This window comes from Pseudidiomarina marina (assembly GCF_044807045.1).
GTDB classification, from domain to species: Bacteria; Pseudomonadota; Gammaproteobacteria; order Enterobacterales; family Alteromonadaceae; genus Pseudidiomarina; species Pseudidiomarina marina.
In genome coordinates this window covers 2,154,908-2,172,530 of sequence record NZ_CP085233.1, presented here as the reverse complement: position 1 = coordinate 2,172,530, position 17,623 = coordinate 2,154,908, and the positions used below count along the sequence as shown (strand labels likewise).

Below are 17,623 nucleotides of genomic sequence, written 5' to 3'. Positions count from 1 at the left end.
CACCGGTAACGATAGAAACGGATTAACGAGAGGTACAAGTCGATGCAAGGGCAAGATTTGACACTAATAGCGCTCGGCGTAGGCATGTTTACCTTGATTGTATTGATTTTGGTTGCGGTGATTATGTTCGCCAAATCAAAATTGGTCCCTCAGGGTGATGTCGAGATTTTAATTAACGATGACGAAGACAAGAAAATTACCACACAACCTGGCACGAAGTTGCTAGGTGCGTTAGCTAACGCTGGTATTTTCGTATCGTCAGCGTGTGGTGGCGGTGGCTCATGTGGTCAGTGCCGCGTGGTTATCAAAGAAGGTGGCGGCGATATTTTGCCAACTGAGCGTGACCACATTAACCGCAAAGAAGCACGTGAAGGCTGCCGTTTATCATGTCAGGTAAACGTAAAGCAAAATATGAAAATCGAACTTCCAGAAGAAGTATTCGGTATTCGTAAATGGGATTGTACGGTTAAATCGAACAATAACGTTGCAACTTTCATCAAAGAATTTGTTGTTCAGCTACCTGAAGGCGAAGAAGTGCCATTCCGTGCTGGTGGTTACATTCAGATTGAATGCCCACCGCATCACGTGAAGTTTAAAGATTTCGACATCGAAGAAAAATTCCGTGGCGACTGGGAGCACTTTGGCTTCTTTAACCTCGAATCGAAAGTTGATGAAGAAGTTATTCGTGCATACTCAATGGCGAACTACCCAGATGAAAAAGGCATTATCATGTTGAACGTGCGTATCGCTACGCCGCCACCGCGTGATATGAGCTTGCCACCAGGTAAAATGTCGTCTTACATCTTTAGCCTGAAGCCAGGTGATAAAGTGACGATTTCTGGACCATTTGGTGAATTCTTCGCGAAAGATACCAAAGCAGAAATGGTGTTTGTTGGCGGTGGTGCTGGTATGGCGCCAATGCGTTCACACATCTTCGACCAATTACGTCGCTTGAAGTCTGATCGTAAGATGACGTTCTGGTACGGCGCACGTTCGAAGAAAGAAATGTTCTATGTTGAAGATTTCGATATGTTGGCGCGTGAAAACGACAACTTCGAATGGCACGTTGCTTTATCTGATCCGCAACCAGAAGATAATTGGGAAGGTTACACCGGCTTTATCCACAATGTGTTGTATGAAAACTATCTGAAGGACCATGAAGCGCCAGAAGATTGTGAGTTTTACATGTGTGGACCACCGATGATGAACGCTGCGGTCATTAAAATGTTGAAAGACTTAGGTGTCGAAGACGAAAACATCTTGTTAGATGACTTCGGTGGCTAACCGTAACGGTTAACTGTAAGGTGAAATAAATCGGATGAAGATGAATCAATCATCGACTCTGCGAGTTTGGCTAGCCCTGTTAGGGCTGGCCTTTTTCGTTTCATGCACGCCTGCACCACAGCAAATTTCGGTGTCGGGTGAGACCATGGGTACGACCTACCATATCCGCTATGTAACTGCGAATCCGAATCACTCGCCGGAGCGTGTGAAAGAGCGTGTGGACGCTGTGCTAGAGCAAGTTAACAGCCAAATGTCGACATACGATCCGAACTCAGAGTTGTCGTTGTTTAATCAGCGTCAGACCACAGATCCGGTAGTTATTTCTCGTTCGTTAGAGACGGTTGTTCGCCGTGCACTCGAGATTGGTGCAGAAACGAATGGGCTGCTCGATGTTACTGTAGGGCCGTTAGTAAATTTATGGGGTTTTGGCCCACTAGGTCGGCCTGAGCGCGTGCCGTCGGAAGAGCAATTACAAGCTATTCGCAAACAAATTGGTTATCAATATTTAACCGTTGAAAACCATCAGTTAACTAAAGCGATTCCTGACTTGTATGTTGATTTGTCCACGATTGCGAAAGGCTATGGTGTTGATCGCGTTGCGGTGCTTCTGGAGCAAATGGAAATCAAGAACTACCTCGTAGAAATTGGTGGTGAGATGCGCATGCGTGGCACAAAGCCAGGTGAGCAACCATGGCGAATTGCGGTTGAGCAGCCGGTTTCTTTGGATCGTGCGGTACAACGCATTATTGAGCCAGGTAACAATGCCGTTGCAACGTCAGGTGATTATCGTAACTACTTTGAGGAAGATGGCGTTCGCTATTCGCATATTATCGATCCGCGTACTGGGTATCCCATTCAGCACAATTTAGTTTCGGTAACGGTGATCAGCGAAACCTGTATGGATGCAGATGCTTATGCGACAGCGTTAACGGTAATGGGCGCTGAGCAAGCATTAGCGTTTGCGAACCAAAAAGCTCTTGCGGTGTTGCTAGTGACCCGTGAAAACGATCAATTTAAAGAGTACACTAGTACTGCATTCAAACGATTTGAGCAGTAGCTCAGGAGGTCCACATGGGCGTTTTTATTGCTGTATTCGTCATCATGTTGGTGGTGGTATTAGCCATGTCGGTGGGTTTCATCGCCCAACGTAAATCTATTTCCGGTAGTTGCGGCGGTATCTCGTCATTAGGTATGGAAAAGGCTTGCGACTGCAAAGATCCGTGCGATGATAAGAAAGCCCGCATGGCTGAAGAAGCTCGAGCTGCGAAAGAAAAGCAGTGGCAGGAAAATCGAATCGATTAAGTTGAAGGAGTTACACTGATGGTTACACCGGTACAAATTCGCCCGAAAACGGCTGAAATTTACCTTGATTGCAACGCAACAACACCGGTGTTACCTCAGATAGCTCAAGCCGTCGAACATGTGATGGAGCATGTGTTTGGAAACCCTTCTAGTAGTCATATCACCGGCCTTCAGGCTCGATATATTCTCGATAACACGCGTCGCCTTGGGCGCCAAGTTATTGGTGCACCGCGCGGGCGCCTATTTTTTACGAGCGGTGCAACCGAAGGTATTCAGACAGCGGTGCTATCGGCGTTAACGGCGGCGCGTAATAGCACGAATTTGGGCGGTAAACGTTGGTTACTCTATGGGGCAACCGAGCATAAGGCCGTACCGCAAGCGCTCGAGCACTGGAATAAGTTGCTACAGCTTAATGCTGAATTAAAGCCTATCCCTGTAGATAAACGCGGTAAATTAGACCTGCAATTTATTGCTGAGCATGTGGGCGCCGCGCACATGATTTGTACCATGGCCGTGAATAACGAAACGGGTGTAATGCAAGATTTAAGCGCCTTAGAAGAAGTTATTCGAGCCGAAAATACAACTGTCCCGTGGATGGTTGATTGCGTTCAAGCTCTCGGAAAGCAATCGCTGCAATTGAGTGAGACAACAATTGATTATGCGCCTTTCAGTGGTCACAAGCTTTATGGCCCTAAAGGGATTGGGTTTATGTATGTGCGTGAAAATGCGCCTTTTACGCCACTAATTATAGGTGGCGGTCAAGAGCAGGGGCAGCGCTCTGGAACCGAGAATCTACCGGGCATTGCTGCGTTACATGCGCTGTTTGAGTTGTTGTTAGATAAAGAGCAGCAAGTTTTTCAGAGCCACGCAGTTCTCGAAGGATATCGAGAAAAATTATTGAAAGCGTTGCGTAGCGCGTTTCCCACCTTGGTTTTGAATCATGAGCTTGCAGATTCAGTGCCAACAACCTTGAACTTTTCAGTACGTGGCGTTCCGTCGCGAGACATTATGGATGTATTTGATGCGGCGAATATTCGCGTCAGTTCCGGTTCGGCGTGTAGTTCTGGTGTCACCAGAAGCTTCGTGCTGGATGCCATGGGCTTAGAATCGTGGCGTTCTAGCTCAGCCATTCGTCTTTCATTCGGGCCCGCAACGTCACCGGCAATTATTGATGCTGCGTGCGAACGCATTCGTGATGCCGCGATGGCTTTACGCCAATCTTGTTTATTAGTGTCTGACACCAATGAAGATGTTGATAGCAACCTAGATGGGGTTGTTCAGCTTCGCTTTGATAGTCACTGTTGTTATTTGCTAATTGATAAAGCCGCTGGCGAGATGGCGGTGATCGATCCGGTGCCTGAGCTGGCTGAACGAATTGAACGTTTGGTAGCGTGCCAAAACTACCGGGTGAAGGCTGTATTGACAACCGAAGCGCAGGCGACAGACAGCCCCGCAGCCATGCTAGCTCAGCTTCTTTGTGCAAGTGGTTGTAGTGCCCAACGTGATGCCGTTGGTTGGCCATTGGATGCGGTTGGCGGCTGTGAAGCGCCGGTCGAGTGTCAAGTTGAAGTGTTCGGGTGCTTGCGTGTGGGCGCGAGACGTTTATATCGCGTTGGAACGCGAGAGCCGATGTTTTTGCTGAGCTCACCACTCACTAACGAGGTAGCCGCACCTCATGTCGATTTTGCATTTATTGGCGAACAGCATGATGTCAAAAAGCTTGCAAAGATTGTACATGAGCAAACACTATTGCTTGCTCGTCGTGATGATGCGTTTCGTGTGGTCGAGAAACTTTGTGAAGTTTCAGGTGATTGTTTGCCATGCCAACTTATTGATGTGTCACTTGAACAGCAGCAAGAATGGTTGGAGCAACCTGAAACCTTGGTTGTTGACGTGCGCGAACAGCAAGAGCATCAAGTTCGGAAATTATCGGTTGATGCCGAAGTGATTAACGTGCCGCTCACACGATTAGCGCAGTTTATTTATAGTCATCGAGCGCAATATAATCAGCGTCCAATTGTCTGTGTGTGCCGTTCCGGACACCGCAGCGCAGTGGCTGCGCAAGTGTTAGCTAGACACGGTTTTGAACAGGTCAGTCATTTGTCGGGCGGTACCGCACTACTCATCGAAGCTGATACGCGCAACAAAGCCATCTTTACCAACTAAATAACAGCGCTGATTAATACACGCGCTGTTCCAAATGTTGGCATCACTCAGTTTTTCCCATGTCATATCGGCGCTGTTTAGGTATGCAGCGCCATTCGGATTACTCACTAACATATCGCCGTTCGGGCGCACCGTTAAACTGTATAAGGCGCCATCAAAATCCGGCTCTGGCAGAGCGGCAAACTCGCCATTTTGATAACGCATGAGTCGCGGTACCGCGGACGGATCATTGAGGTCACCGCCGGCGATAATGGCGTCGTTTTCAGACAATGGCCACACACTCGCAATGCCAGCACTCGGACCTGCGGGAAGCGGGGTATCAATGGCTTTAAAGCGAATACCAAAATTGCGCTTTAATAATAGTCGTGCCTTGCTTCCGTTGGCCGTACCTATTGCCCACACGTTGTTGTTATAGCGCACGCATCCACCGCTAGCAGCTAATCCGCCTTCATCGGAAAGTGGTGCGCTATCAACGACATTACTTGCCGACAACCAGTTCCGGCCATCGGTACTTCGAACCATTTCCCAACGACCTTCAAGACTGTCCCCATAAACCCATGCTTCGCCACTGCTAGCCATGGCGATACAATTGAGAAACTGATTGGAGCCAGCACGAAACCGCAGCTGCCAGTTACGTCCACCATTCGATGTGTAGTAAACGCGTGAGTCGCCATTATCGCCAATACTTAATGCATAGGCATGATTTGCGTCGAGTGCTTCAATGTCACGAAACTGCAAGGTTTCGTTGGCGGGATTAAAATACTCCCACGTCTCACCGGCATCAGTGCTACGCGCAATCGTCGCGTTTGAGCCACTTAGCCACACCACATTATTTGTCGGCGCACTGACACCAATCCAGTGCACATCAGGCTTGCTCTCTAAAGAGGTGACGCTTAATGCTGTTGCAACGACCAAACTGACCGCAATCATAAAACCTCGTTTTTTACTTAGCGAATGTCACTATCGTGGCTGTTTCAGCGCGCAAACACAAGCTAACTTCGACGCTTTGTTGGTAATCTTTGTAAACGCAGTGCGTTCAACACAACTGAAACCGAGCTCAATGCCATAGCGCCACCGGCTAACCAAGGTGCCAATAATCCAGCGGCAGCCACGGGAATACCTAACGTGTTATACGCGAATGCCCAGAATAAGTTTTGTCGAATATTACGAACGGTTTTATTGCTTACATACAATGCATCAACGAGACTTCGTAAGTCGGCTCGCATGAGCGCAATATCTGCGGTTTCTAAAGCGACATCGGTGCCAGTTCCCATGGCGATACCGACATGGGCCGTGGCGAGAGCAGGTGCATCGTTAATGCCGTCGCCAACCATTGCCACAATTTCGCCTTGGTCACGCAGTTTTGTAATGTGCTCCGCTTTATTTTCCGGCAATACTTCAGCAAATATATGCTCAATACCAACTTGTTTCGCAATCGCCTCAGCAGTGCGCTGATTGTCACCCGTAATCATGACGACTTTGAGTCCGCGTTGCTTCAAGTTGGTAATTGCATCCTTCGAATACTCCCTCACCGTATCGGCGACCGCGACAAGGCCTACCAATTGCTTTTCAAAACCAATCAGCATTACGGTTTTACCTTCTTGCTCAAGCGCCTCTTTACGTTCGAGCCAAGCATTGCAGTCAATGTCATTTTCTTGCATTAGCCGAGTGGTACCGATATGCATCAGGTACGCCTTATTGTCGGTGTTCAATGTGGCTGAAACACCACGTCCTTCATGTGCTTTGAAGTTTTCGATAGCGATTGCTTTTGCATCGTCAGAAATACCCGCAACAACGGCCTGCGCGAGTGGATGCTCTGATTGTTGCTCAAGGGCTTTTACAGCAGCTTTCAATTGTCCCTCATTGAGTTGTCGCTCGGCCGTATTGAATTCAATATCAGTTAATTTGGGTTTGCCTTCGGTGATTGTCCCGGTTTTATCTAGCACCACGGTGGTTACCGTGTGTGTGATTTCTAGGGTTTCACTTTGTTTAAACAACACGCCCATTTGGGCAGCACGACCCGAACCAGCCATTATTGACGTTGGTGTTGCCAACCCGAGCGCACAAGGACACGCGATAACAAGCACGGCAACTGTTGCCTCCAGCGCCGATCCGTAATCACCGGGCTGATACCAAAATGCCCAAACGAAAAAAGTAATAACCGCAATACCGAGTACCACTGGAACAAATATTGCGGACACTTGGTCGGCTAAACGCTGAATCGGGGCTTTTGACGTTTGTGCTTGCTCAACAACTTTAATAATCTGTGCTAGCGCAGAGTCTTTGCCAAGTTTCTTAACTTTAGCTTTCATAAAGCCATTTTTATTAATGGTGCCGCCAGTTAATGAATCACCTTGTTTTTTATCAACAGGAACACTTTCGCCCGTCAACATCGACTCATCAACCGCACTGTCGCCAGACATGACTTCACTGTCCGCCGGAACTTGTTGCCCAGGCTTGATGTGAATGACATCGCCCACCTTTAGTTCGGCCACGGCAACTTGTTCGGTTTCGCCGTCGTTACGTTCGCGCAACGCTTGTTTTGGTTGCAGGTTTAATAACTGTTTGATGGCTGCGGATGATCGCCCTTTGGCGCGAGCCTCAAACCACTTACCTAATACAATGAGCGTGATAAGAACGGCACTGGTTTCGAAATAAAGACCTTCGTGAATGACATGGTCACTCGCAAATGCGGCTAAAAATACGCTGTAAAAGTAGGCGGCTGATGTGCCGAGTGCAACGAGGACGTCCATATTGGCGGCACCGCCGCGCAGCGCAGTATAGCTACCTTTATAAAACTGCCAACCGATAATAAATTGCACCGGCGTTGCTAATGCCATTTGTACCCAAGGATTCATTAACCAATTCGGTACGTAAATAGAGTCTGTCCAACTAAAATGGCCTAGCATGGTGTATAACAACGGCGCCGAAAGAATAGCCGCGGCAATAAATTTATAAAACTGAACTTGCTGCGCTCGCTCGCGCGAGTCGTCTGGCTCAGATTGCTCATGATCGATGACACTGGCGTCGTAACCTGCACCTTTCACCGCCTCGACTAATTTAGCGGCAGCAACATTGTTTGCCTCTACGGCGGCAATTTCGGTTGCAAAATTGACGTTTACCGAGCTAACACCATCGACACCTTGAAGTGCACGCTCAATTGTTTTTGCGCATCCGGCGCAACTCATTCCTGACAGCTGTAATTGATACTGTTGCGTTGCCATAGTTAGCTCCCTAGCGCTTCAATAAACGCTCAATAGTTGTATCTAGTTCGTCCAATACGCTCTCGTCACCCGATTGAATTCGCTGTTTGACACAGCTATGCATATGTTGCGTGAGTAACTTACGAGCGACGCCAGTCAGCGCTGCTTGCACCGATGCAATTTGATTTAGAACATCATCACAGTATGTGTCATTTTCAATCATTCGCTGCAGTCCGCGTACTTGCCCTTCGATGCGCGCAAGTCGCTGCTTGAGATTCTGCTTTAATTTATCTGGATGGGGGGTAACGGTGTGTTGCATCACGGTATCCTCAATGAAGTGATGTATATAATATAGGGGGCTACCCTATAAAGATCAAGTGCGATATTAGCTATTGGATATTAGATATTAGCGCCAATGTATCGGGTATTTGGCTTTAACTAATATCTAATATCCAATAGCTAATATCGTTCTAGCAGTTATTGGGCGTTGAGGGACTGATTGTTGACGCCGATGCTATCGTCCGACATCAAATACACGTACGTCGGCATTAAATCTGCTGGCGTTTTAAGTTTATTCGGATCTTCCGCTGGGTAGGCTTTCGAACGCATGGTCGTGCGCGTTGCTCCGGGATTAATAACATTGACGCGCACGTTCGTGCCGTCATATTCATCAGCCATCACTTGAGCAAGACCTTCGGTGGCGAACTTGCTGACGGCATAAGGGCCCCAGAATGCGCGACCTTCACGACCTACACCGGATGATGTAAAGATGATGCTCGCGTGCGGCGCTTTTTTTAATGCTGGCATGAGCGCTTGAGTCATCATGAATTGTGCGGTCACGTTCACCTGCATAATGTCATTCCACGAGTCGTGATCAATATGTTCGAACGGTGACAATACGCCGAGTAAACTCGCATTTTGAAGTAAGCCATCTAAACGACCGAATTGTTCGATGATGGTTGCTGCCATGCCTTGGTAATGTGATTTTGTCGCACCTTTCATATCCAGCGGCACAATCGCGGGCTCTGGATGACCGGCGGCAATAATTTCGTCATAAACTGCCTCGAGCTTTTTGACTGTGCGACCAAGTAGAATCACCGTTGCGCCACAAGCAGCAAATGTTTTTGCTGCTTCACGGCCGATACCATCACCGGCCCCGGTTACTAAAATAACCTTACCTGTTAGCGAACCTTCTTGGATGACGTAGTTTTTCGGATCATTATGCATTGCAGTCATTTTCGGCTTACACTCTTGTTTAACTGAACCTATGAATACGCTAAGTGTACTGGTTTTTGCTATTATTCTCAGTAGCTGGGGATAAATTATTGAGAAATACTTTCAAGTTAAGCTCAGACAGTGTATAAAATTTTGTTAATTAAAACGTCTTGTCGTACCAGTTTAAAAAAGCGATGATAGGCAAAATGAACAACAGCATCCTGCAGGTGCTCAATACATAACAACACGAACAAGGATTGGGGAAGCCTCATGAAAAAACTCTTGCTTGTAACTGCCATCGGTAGCGCGCTCAGCTTAGTTGGCTGTGGCAGCGGCGAAGATGCGCCAGAATCGGTAAAAACCGAATATCAAGTCGCAGCAACCCGTGCCGTTTTTGATCCATCAAATGGTGAAGTTCCGGTACCTAGTAATATACTTTTGAGCGGCACTGTTGACGGTACGCTCAATATTCCAGTGGCCGATCCGAGTGATGGTGGTGATCCGCAAGTTGCTATCAACGGCCTTGATGGTTGGGGTACGCATTCAACATTGACTTTTGATTTCTCGTTACCGGTTGACGAAAACGGTGATCAAGTTGTTGTTGATTCAGCTTCACTTGAAGCGGCAGGCTCAATTCGTGTGTTCGAAACCATTATGGGCGGCAGTGACGTAAGCGAATCATGCGCAGCTGCACCAAGCCCAGCAGTAACCTGTGCGGTGGCTGCGGAACTGGTGCATGGTGAAGATTTCATTGTGCGTGCAACCGGCGCTGGTGGTGTCGCTGTTATTCCATTAAAGCCATTCAAGGCCAAAACCGGTTACATGGCGGTACTAACAGACAATATCCAGGATTCTTTGGGACGTTCTGTGAAGCCATCACAGACCTATGGTTTAATGAAGCGCCCGGTAAGTACTGACCCAGTATCTTCAGACCCAGCAGCCCAAAGCTTGCAAGGTTTGATTAACAGCCATGAAGCTGCGCTTGCGGCGGCTGGTGTTGATACCGATACGGTTATCTATACCTCGAGCTTTACAACACAATCGACAGCTGATGCATTCCACATGGTGAAAACCATGATGGCAGCACAATTCTCTGCGACCGCTGCGGCGGGCACACCATCACCATCGTTGGGCGTCGCGCCGTTGGGTTACAATGCCGCTCAAGCATTGGTTCAGGCTGGTGCTTTACCGGATGATCCGACGAATCCTGCTTATGCGGTATCGAGCACTGCACAAGTTTATGGCGGTCAAGTGACTTTGCCGTACTTCTCACCATTGCCATCTACTGAAAATCCAACTGCGCCTTTAACTGGTCGTTGGATGGCAAAATGTGATAGCGGCGTCTCTGTACTTGGTGCGATTCAAGCTGGTGCGATTGATCCAATGAATACCCCATCAATTGACCCGTCTTGGTTGAGTGGTGGTGCTGCGACCTTTATTCCGGCTTGGGTTCAAGCTTGTTTACAAGCGAGCACGCCAGAAGCTGTTGCAGCAATGGATTTTCCAGGCGTTGACGAAGAACGTCATGTGACGAAATTCAACCCGGTGCCGGCGGTGCAGGGCGATGTAACCGTGAATGCTGTGATGACCGTGCCAGACTTGGCGACGGTAAACGCGGTGCGCGGAGCTCAAGGGCTTGACCCAATCACTATGCCAGCTGATGGATGGCCGGTGGCGATTTTCCAACACGGTATTACGGCTTACAAAGAAACTTCATTGGCATTGGCCGGCATGATGGCATTGAACGGCGTTGCTACCGTGGCAATTGATCATCCACTACACGGTGACCGAGGTTTCGGTGCGATTAACGCGACTGCGGGTGAAGGTCCGGCAACGGCTTATATGAACTTAGGTAGCTTGCTGACGACGCGTGATAACTTGCGCCAGTCAGTTTCTGACTTGCTTGGTTTACGTTTAAGCTTAAATGCAACGAATGCTCCAATTGATGCCAGCCGTGTTTACTTTGCTGGTCATTCATTGGGTGCAATTGCCGGTACTGCGTTCAGTGCTGTGGCAAACACGCCAATGACGGGGCCTCTTGAAGCGGCAACGCCGTTGTTTGCAGTAAACGGTAGCTCATTGATGGCGCCAGGCGGAAGTATTGCTAATTTCTTGTTGGAATCAAACAGCTTTGGTCCGGTGATTAAGAGTCAATTGCTATATGCACAGAGTGCTGACTTTGCTGCGGCGGTGAATGCGACCGCTGAAGCTCAAGGCGTTGCACCAACTGACCCTGAGTTCCAAGGCCTGTTGATTGAGGTTTATGACCAATTCTGGGCGAGTTTGAGTGCCGCTGAGCAAGCAGGTATTAACGCTGTGTTCGAGCAGTTTGCTTTTGCAGCTCAAACTGTGGTTGATTCGGCAGACCCAATTAACTATACCGACACGTTGTTAGCAACTGAAACGCCTATCCACTTAATTGAAGTAGTGGGTGATGGTGGTGAAAACTTGCCAGACCAAGTGATTCCGAATGCGGTACAAGGTAAGCCTTTGGCTGGTACTGAGCCGTTAATTACAGCGCTTGGTTTAGAAACCGTTGCAGAAACGCTAGTTACTGTTGATGGTACGCCAGTATCAGGTGCAGTTCGCTTCACTGAGGGTAGCCATGGTTCAATTGTTGATCCATCAGCATCTCCTGCGGCGACTCAAGAAATGCAAACGCAAACAGCGGTTTGGTTCAGTACAGATAACACGGTTATCCCTGTTCAAAACCCAGATGTTGTGCAACCATAAGCAACATCGACGCGAGATTAAAAAGGCCGCTTCGACGGCCTTTTTTTATGGAGAAAACAAATGTGGGATATAGCACAAGACCTGATTCTATTTGTCTTAAAAGCCGCCATTATTGTGTTTGCGGTGATGATGATCGTCGGCGTTATGGCACAAGTAGCACAGCGGCAGAAGGGCAAAAAGGGTGAGCTCGTTATCGATCGGCTTTCTGATGATCTACGTGATGGTGTTCATCGATTGAAACTTGAATTGCTTGATAAAAAACACCGCAAGAAAGCGCAAAAGGCGCTTAAGAAAAAACAAAAAGAAGAAAAGAGCGATACACCACGTAAACGCATTTTTGTCATCGACTTTAAGGGAAGTATGGATGCCCATGAAGTCGACTCACTCCGTCGCGAAGTAAATGCGATTGTTGCTGTTGCTGAGCCGGGCGAGCAAGTCATGGTTCGTCTTGAAAGTCCAGGTGGTGTTGTTCACGGTTATGGCTTAGGTGCAGCTCAGTTACAGCGTTTGCGCGATGCACAACTCGAACTAATTGTCAGTGTTGATAAAGTCGCTGCAAGCGGCGGTTACATGATGGCATCCGTTGCGAACCATATCCAAGCCGCTCCATTTGCTATTATCGGTTCAATTGGCGTGCTCGCTCAGTTACCTAATTTTCACCGTTGGCTGAAAAAGCACGATGTTGATTTTGAACAAGTTACCGCGGGTGAATATAAGCGCACGTTAACGATGTTCGGTGAAAACACCGAGGAAGGACGTCGCAAATTTAAACAAGATCTTGAGAATATCCATGAACAATTTAAAGAGCATATTCGTAAGTATCGGCCTGAGCTCAATTTTGACAAAGTTGCTACCGGCGAGTATTGGACAGCGCAAGAAGCTCTTGAATATGGCTTAGTCGATTCATTAACTACGAGCGATGCATGGTTGTTGGAACGTCGCGAGAGCCACGATATGTTCTTGGTGCGATATGTGGTGAAGAAGAACATTGGAGAGCGCGTGGGGCGCAATGTTTCTGCCGTGCTGTATGCCGTGAAGAACTTTCTCAGTAAAAATTAATCTTAGTAACCATGTGGTACGGGTAACGGGTTAAGTGAGGGAAACCATGAGCGATGATTTTGAGCTGTTTCGCCGTGAAATGACCGACGTCACTCCCCTTGCTGGGGAGGACGTTGCGGATATCCGAACAGCGTTTACACCTACTCTTGCGCAGCTAGAGCGCCGTAAAGCAGCAGAACAGCAGCTTGAGGAAGACATTAACTTCTTATCCACCGAATACGTGGAACTTGTTGAGCCGCTCGATACCATCGCGTTTCAGCGCGACGGTGTGCAACACGGTGTTTATAAGCGTTTGCGTTTAGGGCAATACCCAATTGAAGCCAGCTTGAACTTACATCACCACACTCTGCGAGAAGCGCGTGTTGCGTTATTTGAGTTCATTCAAGACTGTCATCGCAGTGGCGTTCGGTCAGCTTTAGTTATTCATGGTCAGGGGAAGCATTCCAAACCACACCCAGCACTGATTAAAAGTTACGTGAACAAATGGCTGCGCGAACTAGAGCCGGTGATGGCATTCCATAGTGCACAACGCCATCATGGTGGTAGTGGGGCTGTATATGTGATGTTGCGGAAGAATGCGACGCAAAAACAATTGAATCGAGAGCGACATCAACGCCGCTGAGGAGCTCTTTCGTCGTGAAAAAATATTTTGGTTTACGTGAAGCGATACTTGGTGTCGTGGTCGCTATGAATAGTTTACCAGCAAGTGCTGAGCAAACGATGTCGGAACGTCTGGGTGAGATCCTCGAACAGCGCGCTGACAGTCACCTTGATGCTGATTTTGCCTACAAAAATTTAGAGTTAGTGACGTTATTGGGCGAATTACGCGCTCAAGAGATTCGACTCAGTACACGTGCAGTAGAATTAGATGCTGGCTTAAACGAGGTGTTGCGTGCTGATTCGGTGATTGTCGAAGGGGAATGGTTAGGTAGCGGTCACAACACCTTAATCGTTGATTCAGTTACGGCAAAAGATGCCCAGTTGACCATTGCCTATTGGGACAAAGGCCAATCGAATCTTCATGCGTTATACAATGCAGCAAATCAACAAGCACAGTTACAACGTGCATCGCAGCCGATCATTTGGCAAATAAAACGAGCTTATCTGGACAACGTTGTACTCAATTTGTTTGATCAAGGACAACCCATTTTGAGTGTGCGTTTAGCATCGTTAGCGCTTCCTGAGGCGAGCGTTGATGATACTGCTGATGATTATATTGCGAGATTGTTGTGGCCGGTGTTGGAGCAGGTATTGGAGCAAGCGATGACGGGAAGTTCGGATGCGGTGGTTGATTATGGCCGTTTGACGCAATTCATCTGGCGCGAAATCCGTTAAGAGCAAGTGCGATATTAGCCGTTAGATATTAGATATTAGAAAAACACCTGAAACAATCGGTTCTAATATCCAATATCTAACGGCTAATATCGTTTTTGGTTTTAGAGGTTTCTTTCTTTTAGGTCGGCTTTGGCGTCGTTGAACACATCTTCATCCAACGCACCTTCACTTTTCGCCACAATCACTGAAACCATCGCATCACCAGTGACATTGACAGCCGTGCGAGTCATGTCGAGTAGGCGATCGACACCAATGATTAAGCCGATACCTTCAACAGGAAGGCCAACCTGGCCGAGGACCATGGCGAGCATAATCATGCCAACGCCTGGTACACCTGCAGTACCAACTGAAGCGAGTGTTGCGGTGAGGACGACCATAAGATAATCGGCGATGGTTAAATCAACTAAATAAACCTGCGCGATAAATACCGTAGCTACACCTTGCATAATAGCGGTGCCGTCCATGTTGATGGTTGCACCTAGTGGCACCGTAAATGAACCGACACTGTTATGTACGCCGAGGCGCTTGGTCACTGTCTCTAACGTGACCGGCATGGTGGCGTTAGAGCTTGCCGTACTGAAACCGAAAATTTGAACCTCACGCAGTTTGCGTAAGAAAATAATCGGATTCATGCCAGATAATCCTTTTAGAATAATCGGATAGGTGACTAGGGCGTGAACAATGAGGACAAATAACACCAGCAAGAAATATTTGCCAAGACTGAAGATAGTCTCAAATGACGTTTCTGAAAACAGCTTCGCCATCAGCGCAAATACGCCATATGGTGCAATATTCATTAAGATAATGACTAACTTCATGATGACGTCGTTAAAGTCATCGAATAATGTTTTGATGCGTTCACCTGGTTTGCCAACTAATGCCATAGCGATACCGAATAACAGCGCAAAAACAATGATTTGCAGCATATTCCCGTTGGCAAATGCATTAAATGGGTTGGTTGGGAATAAATCGATAATCACTTGAGCAAGCGATGGTGCTTGGGTAGGTTCGTAGGTTGCATCAGTGGCAAGCTCGATGCCGGTGCCGGGCTGTACAATAACCCCCATCGCGATGGCGAAGGTAATCGCGATGGCAGTGGTAATTAAATAAAGACCAACGGCTTTACCGCCGAGTCGACCCAATTTACTCGGATCACTTAACGAGCAGGTACCCACCACAAGTGACACGAAAACTAAAGGGACAACCAACATCTGTAGTGACGAAATGAAGATTTGGCCTACAACGTAGAACAAGCCTTTCGTTAGGTAACCTTCGACAATCGTGTTATCAGGGAAAATTGCCTTTAATAGAATGCCAACGGCAATACCGGCAAACATCCCGATAACAATACGGCTCGTGAGACTGAGCTTCTTTTTATTTTCAGACATAAATATTCCTTTCGATCACGTCGAGATAGGAGGTGACGTGTACGTAACAAATTGAGATCGGCTCAAGACTACCAGAATTCTTATTTAAACAGTAGCACTGTGCGTTTGACTGTCATTGAATTGCCATGAAAGTGCCAACGAACTGTCACTCTCTCAACCTATGCTAACGCAACAGACGCAGAATGAGAGAGTAACAATGATCGAAGTTGAGCAACTACTTAATAAGAATTTGCCTACTTTACACCATCACCAGTTGTTGCATAAATCTGCATTGTGGGTGTTGCGTGGGTTGTTGTGTGAGCGTGAAATAAAGCGCTTTGCCGAGGCTTACCCAAACCTTCAAGGGGTTGAATTTGTTGAGCATGTGCTTGATTTTTTCAACTTTAGTTTTACCGCTCGCGATAGCGAACTTGATAACATTCCGACCGAAGGTCGACTAATTATTGTCGCGAACCACCCGATCGGGTCGCTCGATGGCTTGGCTCTACTAAAGCTAGTTAGCAGCGTGCGTAGTGATGTGAGAATACTCGCCAACGACTTGCTGCAGGCGATTGAGCCGTTGCAAGAATTACTGATTCCAGTGCCGGTATTCAAGTCCTCAACTACGGGGGGACGCAGTGAACCATTGCGACGTCTGTATCAGCACCTCGAAGATGAAGGGGTGTTGATTGTGTTCCCAGCTGGCGAAGTGTCACGATTGCGGCCGCAAGGGGTTCGTGATCATCACTGGAATACTGGCTTTTTGAAAATGGCTTTGCGTGCACAAGCGCCGATACTTCCCATTCACGTGAAAGCGCATAATTCAGCCTGGTTCTATGGTGCCTCAATGCTCTATAAACCCCTAGCAACGTTGCTCTTAGTGCAAGAGATGTTTCGGCAGCAACAGGGTCACATTGATTTTCGCATTGGTGAATTGGTACCGCTGAAATCATTTCAAATTGAGCAATTAACACTGTCGCAACGTGCGAAGATGTTTCGACGTCATGTTTACCGTCTTGGCCAGAATAAGAAGGGGGTTCTTAAAACCCAGCGACCAATTGCTCGGGCGGAGTCGCGGCAAGCGTTGAAAAAAGCCGTCGAGGCTTGCGAGCGACTGGGCAGTACGCAAGATGGCAAACATATCTATTTGTATCGATACGATGGGAATTCGCCGATTCTTCGCGAAATAGGAAGACTACGTGAAATCGCTTTTCGCGCGGTTGAAGAGGGTACTGGACGGCGGCGAGATCTCGATAATTTTGATACTTGGTATACCCAGTTAATTTTATGGGATGCCGAGGACTTAGAGATTGCTGGTGCGTATCGTCTTGGTGATGCGAACGCGATAGTCGCTGAACGTGGTTTGGAGGGACTCTATAGTCACTCGCTATTTCAATACCATCCACATCGTATGGCGCCATTTATTGCACAGGGCTTAGAGCTTGGACGTAGCTTTGTGCAGCCGAAATATTGGGGTAAACGTAGTTTAGATTATCTCTGGCAAGGTATTGGCGCGTTACTGCAGCAACATCCGCAGTATCGCTATTTATTTGGTCCAGTGACGATGAGTGCAGGTTTGCCAAGCGTTGCGCAAGATGCGCTTGTGCAATTTTTTGGTGATCATTTTCCCGACCCAGATAACTTGGCTTTACCACGCACGCCATTTCTTCCAAACAGCCGGCCGCTGCCTGATATCAGTGATGATTATGCGGATGATCTGCTTCATTTAAAGCATTTTCTAGCTCATCAAGGCGCTGCAATTCCGACGCTATATAAACAATATGCTGACTTATGTGAAAAGGGCGGGGTGCGGTTTTTAGGTTTTAATGTCGATGCTAATTTTGCAAATGCAGTTGATGGCTTAGTTATGGTTGATATACAGCGTTTAAAAGAGCACAAAAGAAATCGCTACATCGGGGGATAACAACCGGTGATTCGAGCTACAAAAAAGCCCAGCTA

General features: G+C 47.6%; 14 protein-coding genes. 9 read left to right on the top strand and 5 right to left on the bottom strand.

From position 1 onward, the window contains the following. Positions 1–42 precede the first annotated feature (42 nt). Genes nqrF through LG272_RS10370 form a run of 4 tightly spaced genes read left to right on the top strand, consistent with a single transcriptional unit; the run spans position 43 to position 4,752 of the window. Positions 43–1,284, top strand: coding sequence for an NADH:ubiquinone reductase (Na(+)-transporting) subunit F (gene nqrF / locus LG272_RS10385; RefSeq protein ID WP_404408380.1), 1,242 nt, complete (start codon positions 43–45; stop codon positions 1,282–1,284). A gap of 34 nt (positions 1,285–1,318) precedes the next feature. After that, positions 1,319–2,341: an FAD:protein FMN transferase gene (locus tag LG272_RS10380; protein WP_404408378.1), complete on the top strand. Its 1,023-nt coding sequence runs from the start codon at positions 1,319–1,321 to the stop codon at positions 2,339–2,341. Between the two features lie 14 nt (positions 2,342–2,355). Continuing rightward, positions 2,356–2,586, top strand: a complete 231-nt coding sequence (gene nqrM, locus LG272_RS10375; RefSeq protein WP_092855940.1) for a (Na+)-NQR maturation NqrM — start codon at positions 2,356–2,358, stop codon at positions 2,584–2,586. Between the two features lie 18 nt (positions 2,587–2,604). After that, positions 2,605–4,752 (top strand): aminotransferase class V-fold PLP-dependent enzyme, encoded by a 2,148-nt coding sequence (locus LG272_RS10370; RefSeq protein WP_404408375.1) that lies wholly within the window; start codon positions 2,605–2,607, stop codon positions 4,750–4,752. On the opposite strand, the gene LG272_RS10365 is transcribed toward LG272_RS10370, so the two are convergent. From LG272_RS10365 to LG272_RS10350, 4 genes are all read right to left on the bottom strand, one after another. Further along, a complete protein-coding gene (locus tag LG272_RS10365; RefSeq protein WP_126759238.1) occupies positions 4,705–5,682 on the bottom strand; it encodes a hypothetical protein in 978 nt (325 codons plus the stop codon). The genes LG272_RS10370 and LG272_RS10365 overlap by 48 nt on opposite strands. 62 nt (positions 5,683–5,744) lie before the next feature. After that, entirely contained in the window at positions 5,745–7,976 is a 2,232-nt protein-coding gene (locus LG272_RS10360; RefSeq protein WP_404408372.1) for a heavy metal translocating P-type ATPase, read from the bottom strand. Positions 7,977–7,986: 10 nt separating this feature from the next. Next, the gene (locus LG272_RS10355) at positions 7,987–8,274 is read right to left on the bottom strand and encodes a metal-sensitive transcriptional regulator (RefSeq protein WP_198678557.1); all 288 of its coding nucleotides are present in this window, start codon (positions 8,272–8,274) and stop codon (positions 7,987–7,989) included. Positions 8,275–8,432: 158 nt separating this feature from the next. Then, positions 8,433–9,182 (bottom strand): YciK family oxidoreductase, encoded by a 750-nt coding sequence (locus tag LG272_RS10350; RefSeq protein WP_126759381.1) that lies wholly within the window; start codon positions 9,180–9,182, stop codon positions 8,433–8,435. A 258-nt stretch (positions 9,183–9,440) separates the two neighbouring features. Between LG272_RS10350 and LG272_RS10345 the strand changes: the two genes are divergently transcribed. From LG272_RS10345 to LG272_RS10330, 4 genes are read left to right on the top strand one after another with little or no spacing between them, the layout of a single operon-like run. Further along, positions 9,441–11,903: a VolA/Pla-1 family phospholipase gene (locus tag LG272_RS10345; RefSeq protein WP_404408370.1), complete on the top strand. Its 2,463-nt coding sequence runs from the start codon at positions 9,441–9,443 to the stop codon at positions 11,901–11,903. 60 nt (positions 11,904–11,963) lie between these two features. Beyond that, entirely contained in the window at positions 11,964–12,962 is a 999-nt protein-coding gene (sohB, locus tag LG272_RS10340; RefSeq protein WP_126759234.1) for a protease SohB, read from the top strand. 46 nt (positions 12,963–13,008) lie between these two features. Beyond that, entirely contained in the window at positions 13,009–13,584 is a 576-nt protein-coding gene (smrA, locus tag LG272_RS10335) for a DNA endonuclease SmrA (protein ID WP_126759233.1), read from the top strand. Positions 13,585–13,598: 14 nt separating this feature from the next. Next, positions 13,599–14,297: a hypothetical protein gene (locus tag LG272_RS10330; protein WP_404408368.1), complete on the top strand. Its 699-nt coding sequence runs from the start codon at positions 13,599–13,601 to the stop codon at positions 14,295–14,297. Between the two features lie 101 nt (positions 14,298–14,398). Here LG272_RS10330 and LG272_RS10325 read toward each other — a convergent pair whose 3' ends face one another. Continuing rightward, the gene (locus LG272_RS10325) at positions 14,399–15,685 is read right to left on the bottom strand and encodes a dicarboxylate/amino acid:cation symporter (protein WP_126759231.1); all 1,287 of its coding nucleotides are present in this window, start codon (positions 15,683–15,685) and stop codon (positions 14,399–14,401) included. Positions 15,686–15,881: 196 nt separating this feature from the next. Between LG272_RS10325 and LG272_RS10320 the strand changes: the two genes are divergently transcribed. Beyond that, complete coding sequence (locus LG272_RS10320) at positions 15,882–17,588, top strand: GNAT family N-acyltransferase (protein ID WP_404408365.1); 1,707 nt, start codon at positions 15,882–15,884, stop codon at positions 17,586–17,588. Positions 17,589–17,623 lie beyond the last annotated feature (35 nt).

Bases quoted from the DNA above. Each gene is read 5' to 3' on its own strand.
- sohB (WP_126759234.1), top strand. From the start codon at position 11,964: ATGTGGGATATAGCACAAGACCTGATTCTATTTGTCTTAAAAGCCGCC.
- LG272_RS10350 (WP_126759381.1), bottom strand. From the start codon at position 9,182: ATGCATAATGATCCGAAAAACTACGTCATCCAAGAAGGTTCGCTAACA.
- LG272_RS10380 (WP_404408378.1), top strand. From the start codon at position 1,319: ATGAAGATGAATCAATCATCGACTCTGCGAGTTTGGCTAGCCCTGTTA.
- nqrF (WP_404408380.1), top strand. From the start codon at position 43: ATGCAAGGGCAAGATTTGACACTAATAGCGCTCGGCGTAGGCATGTTT.
- LG272_RS10355 (WP_198678557.1), bottom strand. From the start codon at position 8,274: ATGCAACACACCGTTACCCCCCATCCAGATAAATTAAAGCAGAATCTC.
- LG272_RS10370 (WP_404408375.1), top strand. From the start codon at position 2,605: ATGGTTACACCGGTACAAATTCGCCCGAAAACGGCTGAAATTTACCTT.
- LG272_RS10320 (WP_404408365.1), top strand. From the start codon at position 15,882: ATGATCGAAGTTGAGCAACTACTTAATAAGAATTTGCCTACTTTACAC.
- LG272_RS10360 (WP_404408372.1), bottom strand. From the start codon at position 7,976: ATGGCAACGCAACAGTATCAATTACAGCTGTCAGGAATGAGTTGCGCC.
- smrA (WP_126759233.1), top strand. From the start codon at position 13,009: ATGAGCGATGATTTTGAGCTGTTTCGCCGTGAAATGACCGACGTCACT.
- nqrM (WP_092855940.1), top strand. From the start codon at position 2,356: ATGGGCGTTTTTATTGCTGTATTCGTCATCATGTTGGTGGTGGTATTA.
- LG272_RS10365 (WP_126759238.1), bottom strand. From the start codon at position 5,682: ATGATTGCGGTCAGTTTGGTCGTTGCAACAGCATTAAGCGTCACCTCT.
- LG272_RS10345 (WP_404408370.1), top strand. From the start codon at position 9,441: ATGAAAAAACTCTTGCTTGTAACTGCCATCGGTAGCGCGCTCAGCTTA.
- LG272_RS10325 (WP_126759231.1), bottom strand. From the start codon at position 15,685: ATGTCTGAAAATAAAAAGAAGCTCAGTCTCACGAGCCGTATTGTTATC.